This is a genomic window from Streptomyces sp. NPDC091376 (genome assembly GCF_044757085.1).
Classification (GTDB): domain Bacteria; phylum Actinomycetota; class Actinomycetes; order Streptomycetales; family Streptomycetaceae; genus Streptomyces; species Streptomyces pratisoli.
Window position 1 is genome coordinate 119,178 of sequence record NZ_JBIVUF010000008.1, and the last position, 13,242, is coordinate 132,419.

The following is a 13,242-nucleotide window of genomic DNA, read 5'->3' on the forward strand; positions in this document are numbered from 1 at the left end:
GGCGAGGACGATACTGCCGTGGTCAGTCCATGGATCAACTACGGATGGAAACCAGGGGAGGAAAACGGTGATCCCGTTGCCCACCACCCGCGTGCGGCGCAGACGCCTCGCCGTGGCGGCAGCCGCAGCAGGCCTGTTGGCCACACTGCTGGCGGCCGGACCCGCGACCGCCACGCCCGATCCCGGAGACGCCCCGATCCAGGGGAAGGTCTCCTCGGAGCAGGCGGCCGCCGCCAGAGCCCTCACCAACAGCGGCGAGATACCCGGTGTGGACGAGGTCGTCCACAGCGACAACATCCAGCATCTCGTCAACGTCCCCAAGGAAGCGCTGCCGGGCACCAACTCCGACCTCGCCTTCCAGGGCAAGTACGCCTTCTCCGGCAACTACGACGGCTTCCGCATCTTCGACATCAGCAACCCGCGGGCCCCGAAGACCGTCGCGCAGGTCCTGTGCCCCGGATCGCAGAACGACATCTCGGTCTCCGGGAACCTGCTCTTCCTGTCCACCGACTCCTCGCGCAGCGACAACTCCTGTGCCAGCGCCACGCAGCCGGCCACGGAGAAGTCCTCCTGGGAGGGCATCAAGGTCTTCGACATCAGCGACAAGCGCAACCCGAAGTACGTCGCCTCCGTCGAGACCGCGTGCGGCTCGCACACCCACACGCTGGTGCCCGAGCGCCGCAACGTCTACGTGTACGTCTCCTCGTACTCGCCGAACACGACGTTCCCCGACTGCCAGCCGCCGCACGACGGGATCTCCGTCATCAAGGTGCCGCGGTACGCCCCGCAGAAGGCCGCGATCGTCAACTTCCCGGTGCTGTTCCCGGGTGAGGGCCCGGACGGCGGCGGCAACCCGGGTTCTCCGACGAACCCGGGTGTCTCCAAGACGACCGGTTGCCACGACATCACCGTGCTGCCGTCCAAGGACCTCGCCGCCGGTGCCTGCATGGGCGACGGGATCCTCTTCGACATCAAGGACCCCGAGCGCCCGAAGGTCATCGACCAGGTCCAGGACAACGTGAACTTCGCGTTCTGGCACTCGGCGACCTTCAACCAGAGTGCCAACAAGGTCGTGTTCACCGACGAGCTCGGCGGCGGCGGCGCGGCCACCTGCAACGCGGCCGTCGGCCCCGACCGCGGTGCCGACGGCATCTACGACATCGTCGGCAAGGGAAGCAAGCGCAAGCTGGTCTTCCGCAGCTACTACAAGATCGACCGTCACCAGGCGGACACCGAGAACTGCGTCGCCCACAACGGCTCGCTGATCCCGGTCAAGGGCCGCGACATCATGGTCCAGGCCTGGTACCAGGGCGGCGTCTCGGTATGGGAGTTCACCGACTCCCGCAAGCCCCGGGAGATCGCCTACTTCGAGCGCGGGCCGCTGTCCACCACCACCCTCGCCACGGGCGGCTCGTGGTCGGCGTACTACTACAACGGCTACATCTACTCGAACGACATCGCCAAGGGCTTCGACGTCCTGAAGCTCGACGACCGTCGCACGGACGCGGCCAAGCGGGTCCGGATGCACGAGCTCAATGTGCAGACCCAGCCGGACTACTTCGACCGCTCCACCGGCTGGGACGACTGATCCGTTCCGTTGTCTGACTTCCCGCCGGGCTGTTCCCGGCCCGGCGGGAAGCCCAGCCCCCAGTCCAGCCCGTACCGCTGGAACAGCTCCGCCCGCAGCCGTGCCAGTGGCATCGGCACGCCGGGCAGCGCCACCGCGAAGACGGCGCCCATCAGCAGCGCGCGCAGCAGCGGATAGTCGGCGTCGACGTCCTGTGAGCCGTAGCGCTCCACCGTGTCACGCAGCAGGAACGCCAGCCGCTGCTGCTCCGGACACTGGACGAAACCCTCGGCCTGCAGGATGCCCGCCATGTGCGCCCGCATCAGCACCGGCCGGTCCACCGCGAGCCCCAGGATCGCGTCGATCGCGCGGGCCAGCCGTTCCCGCCCGTCGGTGGTCCGGGGGGCACGCTCCAGCGCCTCCTCCAGCGTCAGGTGCATCAGCCGGTGCACGGCCGACTGGAACAGCTGACGCTTGCCCGAGAAGTAGTACGAGACCAGGCCGCGGGCCGATCCTGCCCGGTCGGCGATGTCCCCGAGGGTCGTCGCCTCGTAACCGCGCTCCCCGACGAGGTCCACGGTCGCCTGGAGCAGGCGATCCCGGGAACGCCGACGGAGCTCTTCATTGACCGATGCGCTCCGCGGGGACATGCTTAACTCCTGCGTTGACTGGCTCCGAGCCAATATACTCAGCGCGACCCGTTGTGCGGCGCTTGCGTGCCTGGTCAGCGGGGTTGGCCGGACGGACCGGGCGACGCGGGGGATCGCCCGGCCCGGTCGGTTCCGTCATGCCTCCGGCCGGATCCGGACGAGCGTATTCCGCGGCTTGGTCTCCATTGTCCGATTCCGTGCCCCCGATTCCCATGTTCCGGGTGCGGTTCCCGCGACCCGGGTCCGGTTCACACGTCCACGAGTCCGAGTACCGGACGAAGGCCCGTCGGCCGTTCCTCGACGGGCAGGTGATCCACGAAGTGCACGGCACAGCCCAGCCGTGCCGCGCCGCCGTCCGCGTGCCGGTCGTCCCCGACCATCAGCACGTCCCGCGGGTCCTGCCCCAGCGCCTCGCAGCCCGCCCGGAACAGCCGGGCGTCCGGCTTCTGCACACCATGGCGGTACGACAGCACGTACGCGTCCACGAACCCGTCCAGCCCGTGGGCCCGGAACACCGGTCGTGGATCCCAGCCGATGTTGCTGACCACCGCGACCCCGGCTCCGCGCCGCCTCAGCTCGCCGAGCACCTCGGCCGCGTCCGGGTACGGACGCCACGCCGTCGGTGCCTTGTGCCGCTCGTAGAGCACGTCGTACAGCCGCGGGTCCGGCAGTTCGACCCGGCGGGCGAGCCCCACATAGGCGTCCCGGTGCCGACGGGCGTCCTGGTCACGGGTGGACCACAGGTCGGCCAGCGCCTCGGGGATCCGGTCCGGGACCGAGCCGCCGGGCAGCGCCCCGGCCGCGTCCAGCTCACGGGCGTAGCGCTGGAACGCGTCCTCGCCGACCGAGACGCCCGTCTCGTCGAGGGCGGCACGCAGCCAGGAGGTGACGGGTTCGATCCGGAAGAGCGTTCCTGAGAAGTCGAAGAGCACGCCTTTGATCGCCATGCGGAGATCCTCGCGGGCTCAGGGCTCCCGGTTCAAGGCCAGCCGGTCGTACGACCACGCGGTGAGAGCCACCAGGCAGATCCCCAGCAGCCAGCCGGCCATCACGTCCGTGAACCAGTGCACCCCGAGGTAGAGCCGGGTGAAGCCCACACCCAGCACCGACACGGCGGCCAGCAGCGCCGCCGCCCGTGTGATGCCGGGTCCCGCCCCGGTCCGTGCCAGGAGCCAGAGCAGCAGCCCGCAGGTGACCGTGGCCGTCATCGCGTGGCCCGAGGGAAAGGCGGCGTACTGCGCCGTGTCCAACGGTTCCGCCCAGACCGGCCGTGCCCGGTCCACCATCGACTTCAGCGCCTGCTGAAGGCCCGAGCCCAGCACGCTCGCCGCCGCCACCCACAGTGCCAGCAGCCGCCTCCCGTGCCACAGCAGCACGACGACGGCCACGGCCACCAGGATCCGCATCGTCCACGGGTCCCACACCCAATCGCTGAAGACCCGGTTGACCTGCGTGAATCCCGGCTCGGACCGCGCGGATCGATGCAGTTCGACCGCGACCGTGTGGTCGAAGGACAGCAGTGGGGCCCAGCCCACGGCCACCGTCACCAGCAGCAGAACGACGAGAACTGCGGTCAGTGAGGCGGTGCGGGCGCCGGGGAGGGGGAGTGACGTGCGCGGTTCCGGAGGAGGGGCGAGGGTACGCATGGTCACGATCCTGCCCACGATCAGGGTCGAGTGCTATCCGAGCGCGCTCAGACCGGGCACGAATGCCACGACCAGCGGTACGACCGGGACCAGCGCCGCCGCCGCGGTGAGCCGCAGCCTACGACCCGCGGTGAGCCGGGGGACCGGCGCCAGCAGCCGGTTCACCCGCTGCGGCAGCTGTGCGTCCGGAGCCGGGCACGGGCCGAACACACCCCGGTGCTCGTTCAGTTCGACCAGCGCCAGGGCGATGGTGAGCCGGCCGAACCGGCGGGAGGCCACGTCGTCCGCGGCCAGTTCGACCAGCCGGTGCATCTCGTCACGGAACGCGGCGAACACCGGGACCTGCGGAAAGCCGTTCGCCAGCGCTCCCGAGCAGTGCAGCAGCCAGTCGTGGCGAGCCCGCGCGTGCCCCTGCTCATGGGCCAGTACCGCATCGAGCTGACGGCCCTTCAGGCGGCGCAGGGCGGCCGTGGTGATGACCAGCTGGGGCGCGGCGCCGGGCAGCCACCATGCGTCGGGCCGCTCGCCCTCCAGCAGGACCAGCGGATCACTGCCCGGGTCCTCCCCGGGCAACAGGGGTGCGCGCACGAGGAGTTCGGCCCTGCGCCGGGTGCGTCGCGCATGCGCACGGTGGATCTCACGGGTGAGCATCGCGCCGGTCCACAGGCCCCCGCACGCCAGCAGGACGGCCAGCACCGCGGACCACGGGCCGCCCGCGCCCAGGGCGTACGCCTCGACCACGGCGCTCGGAGCGGGCGCGAACACCTGGCCCTGTACCGCCTGCCAGGCGGTGGCCGCACTGAAGGTCATCGAGAGCGCGAAGCTCAGCAGCACCGCCGAGACCACGCACTGCCACACCCACAACGCCACCACCGGCTCGCGCTCCGGCCACTCGGCCCGCGACATCAGCCGCGGAGCCACGACGGCGGCCAGTGCGCCGAGCGACAGCAGCGCGAGGGAGACCAACATGGGGCCCAGCCTAGGAGCGCGGCACTACCCACGGGTATGGCCTCGTGCGCCAAGTGACGTACGACACGGTCGACGCCACCGCCTCTCCACGGGTCTCAGACGCTGACGAGCATGGCCAGCATGGCCACCCCCATCGAGACCCGGCAGGCCAGGGCCAGTTCCGGGCGCGCGCCCCACGCCACCGCGGGCCCGCCCGCGGCCGCCGGGACCGGCACCAGCCGGGAGCCCGTGCGCAGCACGAACACCGCGAAGTACACGAGCAACACCCCCGTCAGCAGTGGCACTCCGCCCCCGCCGGAGTGTGCGCCGTGCCCGCCCGGCGCCGGCCGGGACATCGCCCACGCCATGTACACCATGGCCACCGAGCCGATCAGATGGTGCAGGTGATGGGCACCGCCCGGCGAGGCACGGGCGGCCCACAGGGCACGCAGCCCCGCAGCGCCGAACACCGCCGCGTACACCAGCCACGCCCACGCCGGTGGCGCCACGACGGCCGCGGGCACGGCCATCGCGGCCATCCCGAACCCCATCACCGCCTCCCCGCCCGCCGCCCTGCGCGCCTCGCCGGCAAAGCTGCGCATCCGCACCAGGCAGTACGCCCCGGACGCCGCGCACAGCGCGACGAGCAGCCAGCCAGGCACCGCCGGTCCGTGCACGGCACACCTCCCCGCTCGACGGTGTCGGGCAGGTGATGCCCCGGTACGGCCCGGCACATACGAGCGCACGGGTGTACACGGGGCGCTCGCGGCCGCCGCCGCAGGCGGTCAGGGCCGGTGGCGCAGCGGATGGTCCTCGGGCACCTCGACGACCGCGATCCGCACTCCGTCCGGATCGGTCAGCCACATCTCGACGAGCCCCCAGGGCTCCAGCTGCGGCGGCCTGTCCACCGTCGCGCCCCGCGCCACCACGTGTCCGTACGCCGCCTTCGCGTCCGACACCTGGAGCCACAGCGAGATCCCGGGCGCCGGCGGTGTCTCCGACCGTCCGGAGAGCTCCAGGAAGCCGCCGCCCAGGAAGTAGACCGTGCCGCGATCGGGCCCGGTGCCGAACTCGCGGTAGATCTGCAGATTCAGGATGTCCTTGTAGAACCGCCGGGACCGCTCGGGATCGGTCGGCCGCAGCAGGATGCGGCTGCTCAGCACATGCATCATGGTCATCACGGTAGACCTCCGACGCGCCCGCGCTAGGCTCGTCGGACCCGCGCGTCCACGTGTGTACGGCGCGTCCGCGCGCGTACGCGAGGAGACGCGTGCACGAGGAGAACGGAGAACCGCACCATGGAGACGGCCCCGCCCCAGGACCCCACCAGCCTGTCCTACCGCGATGCGACCGAGGCCGACGTGCCCGCGCTCGTGGAGCTGGTCGAGTCGGCCTACCGAGGGGACACCAGCCGGTCCGGCTGGACCACGGAGGCGGACATCCTGGACGGGCAGCGGACCGATCCCGACGGGGTGCTCCAGGTCATCAGCTCGCCCGGCAGCCGGCTCCTCGTGGTGCAGCGCGACGACGAACTCGTCGCCTGCTGCCAGCTCGAACACCGAGGTGACGCCGCGTACTTCGGCATGTTCGCCGTCCGTCCCGGGCTCCAGGGCGGTGGCCTGGGCAAGCAGATCCTCGCCGAGGCCGAGCGCACCGCGCGGGAGGCGTGGGGCGTCGGCGAGATGCACATGACCGTGATCTCGGTGCGCGAGGAGCTCATCGCCTGGTACGAACGGCGCGGCTACCGCCGTACGGGACGGATGACCCCGTTCCCGTACGGCGACGAGCGCTTCGGCGTGCCCCAGCGCGACGACCTGCAGTTCGAGCTGCTGGTGAAGCCCCTGGGAGGCGCGGCCGGCGGGTGAGCCGTCAGGCCGTGAAGCGGCCGGTGCGGCGGATCTCGGGGAAGTCGGTGGTCGCGCCGTCGAGTTCGAGGGCGCGCACCAGCCGCAGGTGGTCCTGGGTGTTGACGACCCAGCCGATGACCTTCAGGCCCTCGCCGTGCGCGTGCTCCACGGTCTCCAGGGTCAGCCGGCGGATGTTCAGCGCGAGCGTCGCTGCACCCACCGCCTGCGCGCGCTCCACGATGTCGCTGCCCCAGCGGCTGGCGATCAGCCCCGTGCGTACGCCGGGCACCAGCGAGGCGATCTCCGCGACCGCCTCGTCCCGGAACGACGTCACCTCGACCCGGTCCACCAGATCCCGCTTGATCATCACATCGGCGAGCACCCGGGCCGCCGCGACATCCTTGATCTCGGCCTGGAGCGGTGCGCTCACGGCCTCCAGGACCTCCTCGAACACCGGGATGCGCTCGCCCTGGCCGGCGTCGAGCTCCCGCAGCTCGGCCAGGGTCATCTCCGTGATCGGCCCCGTGCCGTCGGTCGTCCTGCCCACGTCGGCGTCGTGCATGACGACGAGCGAACCGTCCTTGCTGAGATGGAGATCCAGCTCGATGGCGTCCATGCCCGCCCGCTCCGCCCGGACGAAGGAACGCAGGGTGTTCTCCGGTTCGACACCCATGACCCCGCGATGACCGATGGTCAGGAAACTCAAGATCTTCTCGCTTCCGTCGATTTTTCGGGCTCGGGTCGTTCTTGTGCGGCTCCCACGCGCGACACCGGTGGTGATCCGCGCGGCACTGCCGCAGCCTAGTGGCCGGGGACTGTGTCGGACCCGGTCGTGCATAAGGCTCCGGGCATGGGGGAAGGCGCTGTTCCGGCGCTGTCCCGTACGTCGGGCTCACCCACGAGTGGGCGAGTCCCGCGCTCCTTGACGTACCCCTGTCCATGCCGGTTCGCCGAAGCCATCGCCTCGGATGGCGTATGTCACAGAAGAATCTGCGGTGACCATGGGGGTCAGGCAGAATAATTTCCCACGGCGCCACTTGTACGGGAGAACCGTGCATGGATACGGTGTCTTGACGCGAGGTTCTCCCGTGGAGGAAGTGACATGACGGAAATTCTTGTGCAGAACGCTGCCGGTGCGGACCCCGCTACGGCCCCACGTGTGGTCGAGCATCCGGCATGGCGGACGCTCAAGGATGCCGTCGAGGAGATCAGGCCCTGGCAGTCCAAGGACGGCTCGATCGACTTCGATGCCGACGGCGCACCGGTGCGCGCGGCAGCGGAGTACGCGATCGAGCGTCTGACCGCCGCGGTCCTGGAGCTCTCCCCGCTGCTCCCGCACGACGCCGAGTACCACCGCGCGCTCGTCGCGGATCTGCAGAAGTGGGCGGACAGCGCCTTCGACGTGCCGGACTTCCTGGACTCGCTGCTGGCCTTCCAGCCCGCCGCGAACCGTCGGGACGGCCTCCAGCACCTGGTTGTCTTCCCCATGTACACGCAGAACGGCAATCCGGACCGCAACCTCGAAGCGGTCGTCCTGCGCATGGTGTGGCCGGAGTGGCTCGCTGAGCTCGAGGCGACCCGCTACGACAACCCGCTCTTCTGCGGCATCACGTTCGAGGACTTCACCGCCGGGTACGACACCAACTCGGCCGTGCTCTTCCCCGAGACCATAGCCGTGCGCGAGGCCCCCGAGCGGTTCAGCTGGGGCGGCATCTTCTGCGACCGCGAGGCCGCCCGCTTCCGCCGGGTCACCGAGGCCGCCGTGGACATCCTCGGCATCGACCTGCCCGAGAGCGTCGCCTCGATGGTCCACGACCAGGAGCGCTGCGAGAAGGCCTTCGTCCTCTGGGACATGGTCCACGACCGCACCCACAGCCACGGCGACCTGCCCTTCGACCCCTTCATGATCAAGCAGCGTCAGCCCTTCTGGATGTACGGCCTGGAGGAGCTGCGCTGCGACCTCACCGCCTTCAAGGAGGCCGTGAAGCTGGAGGCCGAGGGCAACGAGCACGGCCGTGACGTCCAGTACGCGGTGCTGTTCGACCGCATGTTCCGCTTCCCGGTCACCGGTGACCGGGTGCGCAACTACGACGGCCTCGGCGGCCAGCTGCTCTTCGCGTACCTCCACAAGCACGACGTCGTGCGCTGGACGGACAACACGCTGAAGATCGACTGGGACCGGGCCCCGCAGGTCACCAACCAGCTCTGCGCCGAGATCGAGAAGCTGTACCGCGACGGCATCGACCGCCCGAAGCTCGTCCACTGGTTCAAGGCGTACGAACTCGTCTCGGAGTACCTGGCCCCCCACCCGGGCTCCCGCTGGGCCAAGGGCCCGGACGCCCTGGACCTGACCCAGCCGCCCCGCAAGCTCGTGGACGACGTGCTTCCTGACGAGTTTCCGCTCAGCATGTTCTATGAGGCGCTCTCCAAGAAGCTGAAGGGCGTGATCGCGTCCACCAAGGGCATCACGGCCGAGACCGCTGAGCGAGTCGCCGCGTGAGTTCTCGTACGGAGGAGACCACCACCATGACCTCGAACGGCAACGGAACGCTGGACGGTGCCGTGATCGCGGTGGCGGGAGCGGCGGGCCCGGCCGGCCGCGCCACTCTGCTCCGCCTCGCGGAGGCCGGCGCGATCGTCGTAGCCTCGGACGCGGACACCGAGCGGCTGGCCCAGGCGGTCGACGAGGCCCGGTACGCGCACGGCGGTGCGACCGTCACCGGCGACACCGTCGATCTGCTCGACGCGGACGCCACCCGCAGCTGGGCCGCCCAGACCGAGAAGGAGTTCGGTCGGATCGACGGGCTGGTGCATCTCGTCGGCGGCTGGCGCGGCAGTGCCACCTTCGCCGAGACCGAGCTGGCCGACTGGCAGCTTCTGGAGAAGCTGCTGATCCGCACGGTCCAGCACACCTCCCTCGCGTTCCACGAGCCGCTCAAGCGCAGCGACAGGGGCCGCTTCGTGCTGGTCAGCCAGTCCGGCGCCGCCAGGCCGACCGAGGGGAACGCGGCGTACGCGGCGTCCAAGGCGGCCGCCGAGGCCTGGACCCTGGCGCTCGCCGACGCGTTCCGCAAGGCGGGGGGTGAGGAGGGCCCGCAGACCGCGGCTGTCATCCTGATCATCAAGGCACTGGTGCACGACGCCATGCGCGCCGAGCGCCCGAACTCGAAGTTCGCGGGCTTCACCGACGTCAAGGAACTGGCCGAGGCCATTGCCGGAGTCTGGGACCGGCCCGCCCCGGAAGTGAATGGACAGCGTCTGTGGCTGACCCCCAAGCCGTGATCTCGTCGAAGACCGCCCGCACGGATGCCCGCCGGCACCACGACCCCGACGTCCGGGGCTTCGCCAGCGACAACTACGCGGGTGCGCACCCGGAGGTGCTGGCCGCCCTCGCCCTGGCCAACGGCGGCCACCAGGTCTCCTACGGCGAGGACGCGTACACGGACCACCTCCAGCGGATCATGCACAGCCACTTCGGCTCCTCCGCCGAGGCGTTCCCCGTCTTCAACGGCACGGGAGCCAATGTCACCGCGCTCCAGGCGCTGACCGACCGCTGGGGTGCGGTGATCTGCGCCGAGTCCGCGCACATCAACGTGGACGAGGGCGGTGCGCCCGAGCGGATGGGCGGGCTGAAGCTGCTGACCGTACCGACACCGGACGGCAAGCTCACCCCGGAGCTGATCGACCGGCAGGCGTGGGGCTGGGACGACGAGCACCGCGCCATGCCGCAGGTCGTCTCGATCACCCAGAACACCGAGCTGGGCACCGTCTACACCGTCGACGAGATCCGCGCGATCGTCGATCACGCACACGGCCTCGGCATGAAGGTCCACCTCGACGGTGCCCGGATAGCCAACGCCGCCGCGTCGCTGAACGTGCCCATGCGCGCGTTCACCAATGCGGTCGGCGTGGACGTCCTGTCGTACGGCGGCACCAAGAACGGGATGCTCTTCGGCGAGGCGGTCGTCGTCCTCAACCCTGACGCCGTGAGCCATATGAAGCATCTGCGCAAGCTGTCCATGCAGCTCGCCTCCAAGATGCGCTTCGTCTCCGTGCAGCTGGAGGCGCTGCTCGCCAAGGATCTGTGGCTGCGCAACGCCCGGCACTCCAACGCCATGGCCCAGCGGCTCGCCGAGGGCGTGCGGGCGGTGCACGGCGTCGAGATCCTCTACCCGGTCCAGGCGAACGCGGTCTTCGCGCGGCTTCCGCAGCATGTGACCAGGCGGTTGCAGAAGCGCTTCCGGTTCTATTTCTGGGACGAGACGGCCGGTGACGTCCGCTGGATGTGCTCCTTCGACACCACCGAGGACGACGTGGACTCGTTCGTGCTGGCGCTGAAGGAAGAGATGGCCCGCTAGCTCCGAGATGTGCATGACTATGCGGTCGGCCGAAAGTCAATTGACTGTCGGCCGGCCGCATTTCTATCCTCGGCCGTCATGGAGATGATTCAGCAGGTTCCCGAACTCTCCGCGTATCTCGCCTCCGACGAGGTGATCGACCATGAGCACCCGCTGGTCCGGGAGGTCTCGGCGCGGCTTCGCGCCGAGACGGATGGCGCATATGGATACGCCCGGGCGGCGTTCGAGTTCGTCCGTGACGCCATCGCGCACTCGTACGACGCAGGCGATCCGCGGGTCACCTGGCGCGCCTCCGACGTGCTGGAGCAGCGCACCGGCATCTGCTACGCCAAGGCGCACGCGCTAGCGGCACTGCTGCGCGCCGGGCGCCTTCCCGCTGCGCTGTGCTACCAGAAGCTCGATGTCGTGCACGGCCTGGTCGCGGTCCGGATGCCCGGCGCGGGCACCTGGCACCGCCAGGACCCGCGAGGCAACAAGCCCGGGGTGGATGCCCAGTTCTCGCTGGGCGAGGAGCGGCTGGCTTTCACTCCCGATCCGGAGTCCAATGAGATGGACTATCCAGTCCTGTACACTGTACCTCATTCGGCGGTTCTGCAGGCCCTGCGGTCGGCACAGGACCGGCCCGCCCTCTGGGAGAACCTCCCCGCCGCACTCTGAGGCAAGGATGCCCATGTCCCTCACACTCACCGTGTCCGACGAGGTCCGCGAACTCGTCCCCGGCTTCACCCATCTCGCCGTCGAGGCCCATGGCCTGGTCAACGGACCGAGCGACGAGGTGAGTTCGGCGCTGCTCGACGAGGCGGCGCACCGCCTCGCGGAGCGGCTCGGTGACCGGGCGCCGCACGAGGACCCTCATATGGCCGCCTGGCGCGAGGCGTACGGCGCCTTCGGCGCCAAGCCCTCCCGTACCCGCAACTCCGCCGAGGCGCTCGCCCGGCGAGCGCTGACCGGCGTGGGGCTGCCCCGGATCAATCTGCTGGTCGACGCCTACAACGCGATCAGCGCGGCGCATCTGATCCCGGTCGGCGGCGAGGACCTGGACCGCATCCAGGGCGGGATGCGCCTGGTGCGGGCCACCGGTGAGGAGCCGTTCGTCACCGTCGCGGGCGGTGAGGAGACCGTCGAGCACCCGGAGGCGGGCGAGATCGTCTGGTGCGACGACGCGGGCGTCACCTGCCGGCGCTGGAACTGGCGCCAGGGTCCACGCACCCGGCTCACCGAGGAATCGGTGAACGCGATCTTCCTGCTGGAGTCGCTGGCGCCCATGACGACCGGTCAACTCCAGGACGCCGGCGCCGAACTCGCCGTGTCACTGGAGAAGCTCAGCCCCGGGGCACGGATCACCGTCCGTACCCCGGAGTGACGATCCCGCCGGGCCCTGCCCCGTGGCCTCAGCCGGCCTCGCGGACCTCGGCCGGAGTCGGAGCGGTGCCCCCGAGGTGCGCGGGCACCCACCAGGTGTCGTTGGCGTCCTTGGGACGCACGGGGTAGGCACGCTGCGCCGCTTCGAGCAGCTCCTGCACGCGCTCGCGCAGCCGACGCGTGATCGCCCCGGCGTACTGGTCCGTCGGCGCCTCCACCGGCTCGCCGACCCGGATCGTCACCGGGATGTGGCTGCGCCTGAAGTTCTTCTGCCGGCCCTTGGTCCACAGCCGCTGCGTACCCCACAGCGCCATCGGGACCAGCGGCACCCCGGCCTCCTGAGCCAGGCGCGCCGCGCCGGACTTGAAGCCCTTCAGCGTGAACGACTGGGAGATCGTCGCCTCCGGGAAGACACCGATCACCTCGCCGGAGCGCAGCGAGTCCAGCGCGTGCGCGTACGCCGCCTCGCCCTGGGTGCGGTCCACCGGGATGTGCTTCATGCCCCGCATCAGCGGACCCGAGATCCGGTGCCGGAACACCGAGTCCTTCGCCATGAAGCGCACCAGACGCTTCTGCGGCAGCGCCGCCAGGCCGGAGAAGATGAAGTCGAGGTAGCTGATGTGATTGCTCACCAGCACCGCACCCCCCGTGCGCGGAATGTTCTCCGACCCCTGGGTGTCGATCTTCAGGTCGAGCGCCTTGAACATGGTGAGTGCGGCGCCGACGACCGGCCGGTAGACGAGCTCTGCCATCTGGGGGGAGACCCTTCCTTCTCTGTCCCGGGGAGGGTTCTCCCGGCGGAAGTTACGCAGCCGTAGGTTTTCGGCATTGGGCAGATCGTGCCCCATGTGCGGCGTAACGGCC

Annotated in this window: 15 protein-coding genes; 7 read left to right on the forward strand and 8 right to left on the reverse strand. The window is 70.1% G+C overall.

What is annotated here, in order from left to right; genetic code table 11:
* Nucleotides 1–67 precede the first annotated feature (67 nt).
* Nucleotides 68–1,588 (forward strand): LVIVD repeat-containing protein, encoded by a 1,521-nt coding sequence (locus ACIQMR_RS19090; protein WP_401388222.1) that lies wholly within the window; start codon nt 68–70, stop codon nt 1,586–1,588.
* On the opposite strand, the gene ACIQMR_RS19095 is transcribed toward ACIQMR_RS19090, so the two are convergent.
* The 6 genes from ACIQMR_RS19095 to ACIQMR_RS19120 all read right to left on the reverse strand — a co-directional run bounded on the left by ACIQMR_RS19095 (nt 1,555) and on the right by ACIQMR_RS19120 (nt 5,983).
* Nucleotides 1,555–2,217, reverse strand: coding sequence for a TetR/AcrR family transcriptional regulator (locus ACIQMR_RS19095; protein WP_401388225.1), 663 nt, complete (start codon nt 2,215–2,217; stop codon nt 1,555–1,557). The genes ACIQMR_RS19090 and ACIQMR_RS19095 overlap by 34 nt on opposite strands.
* Before the next feature lie 248 nt (nt 2,218–2,465).
* Nucleotides 2,466–3,164, reverse strand: a complete 699-nt coding sequence (locus ACIQMR_RS19100) for an HAD family hydrolase (RefSeq protein WP_401388228.1) — start codon at nt 3,162–3,164, stop codon at nt 2,466–2,468.
* 18 nt (nt 3,165–3,182) lie between these two features.
* Nucleotides 3,183–3,863, reverse strand: coding sequence for a phosphatase PAP2 family protein (locus ACIQMR_RS19105; protein ID WP_401388230.1), 681 nt, complete (start codon nt 3,861–3,863; stop codon nt 3,183–3,185).
* A 33-nt stretch (nt 3,864–3,896) separates the two neighbouring features.
* The gene (locus tag ACIQMR_RS19110; RefSeq protein WP_401388233.1) at nt 3,897–4,832 is read right to left on the reverse strand and encodes a M56 family metallopeptidase; all 936 of its coding nucleotides are present in this window, start codon (nt 4,830–4,832) and stop codon (nt 3,897–3,899) included.
* Nucleotides 4,833–4,927: 95 nt separating this feature from the next.
* Nucleotides 4,928–5,488, reverse strand: a complete 561-nt coding sequence (locus ACIQMR_RS19115; RefSeq protein ID WP_401388236.1) for a DUF5134 domain-containing protein — start codon at nt 5,486–5,488, stop codon at nt 4,928–4,930.
* A gap of 108 nt (nt 5,489–5,596) precedes the next feature.
* Nucleotides 5,597–5,983: a VOC family protein gene (locus ACIQMR_RS19120; protein WP_401388239.1), complete on the reverse strand. Its 387-nt coding sequence runs from the start codon at nt 5,981–5,983 to the stop codon at nt 5,597–5,599.
* A 126-nt stretch (nt 5,984–6,109) separates the two neighbouring features.
* On the opposite strand from ACIQMR_RS19120, the gene ACIQMR_RS19125 reads away from it, so the two are divergent.
* A complete protein-coding gene (locus ACIQMR_RS19125) occupies nt 6,110–6,676 on the forward strand; it encodes a GNAT family N-acetyltransferase (protein WP_401388242.1) in 567 nt (188 codons plus the stop codon).
* Between the two features lie 4 nt (nt 6,677–6,680).
* Here ACIQMR_RS19125 and ACIQMR_RS19130 read toward each other — a convergent pair whose 3' ends face one another.
* A complete protein-coding gene (locus ACIQMR_RS19130) occupies nt 6,681–7,364 on the reverse strand; it encodes a glycerophosphodiester phosphodiesterase (RefSeq protein WP_401388245.1) in 684 nt (227 codons plus the stop codon).
* A gap of 396 nt (nt 7,365–7,760) precedes the next feature.
* Between ACIQMR_RS19130 and ACIQMR_RS19135 the strand changes: the two genes are divergently transcribed.
* The 5 genes from ACIQMR_RS19135 to ACIQMR_RS19155 all read left to right on the forward strand — a co-directional run bounded on the left by ACIQMR_RS19135 (nt 7,761) and on the right by ACIQMR_RS19155 (nt 12,379).
* Entirely contained in the window at nt 7,761–9,158 is a 1,398-nt protein-coding gene (locus tag ACIQMR_RS19135; RefSeq protein ID WP_401388248.1) for a DUF6421 family protein, read from the forward strand.
* A gap of 26 nt (nt 9,159–9,184) precedes the next feature.
* Nucleotides 9,185–9,940 carry an SDR family NAD(P)-dependent oxidoreductase gene (locus ACIQMR_RS19140; RefSeq protein ID WP_401388874.1) on the forward strand — a complete coding sequence of 252 codons (756 nt, stop codon included), beginning with the start codon at nt 9,185–9,187 and terminating at the stop codon, nt 9,938–9,940.
* Nucleotides 9,919–11,016, forward strand: a complete 1,098-nt coding sequence (locus ACIQMR_RS19145; protein ID WP_401388251.1) for a threonine aldolase family protein — start codon at nt 9,919–9,921, stop codon at nt 11,014–11,016. The genes ACIQMR_RS19140 and ACIQMR_RS19145 overlap by 22 nt, the downstream gene beginning before the upstream one ends.
* 78 nt (nt 11,017–11,094) lie before the next feature.
* The gene (locus ACIQMR_RS19150) at nt 11,095–11,673 is read left to right on the forward strand and encodes a transglutaminase domain-containing protein (RefSeq protein WP_401388254.1); all 579 of its coding nucleotides are present in this window, start codon (nt 11,095–11,097) and stop codon (nt 11,671–11,673) included.
* A 13-nt stretch (nt 11,674–11,686) separates the two neighbouring features.
* Nucleotides 11,687–12,379 carry a B3/4 domain-containing protein gene (locus ACIQMR_RS19155; protein WP_401388257.1) on the forward strand — a complete coding sequence of 231 codons (693 nt, stop codon included), beginning with the start codon at nt 11,687–11,689 and terminating at the stop codon, nt 12,377–12,379.
* Nucleotides 12,380–12,407: 28 nt separating this feature from the next.
* On the opposite strand, the gene ACIQMR_RS19160 is transcribed toward ACIQMR_RS19155, so the two are convergent.
* Nucleotides 12,408–13,130, reverse strand: a complete 723-nt coding sequence (locus ACIQMR_RS19160) for a 1-acyl-sn-glycerol-3-phosphate acyltransferase (RefSeq protein ID WP_340368976.1) — start codon at nt 13,128–13,130, stop codon at nt 12,408–12,410.
* Between the last annotated feature and the right edge of the window lie 112 nt (nt 13,131–13,242).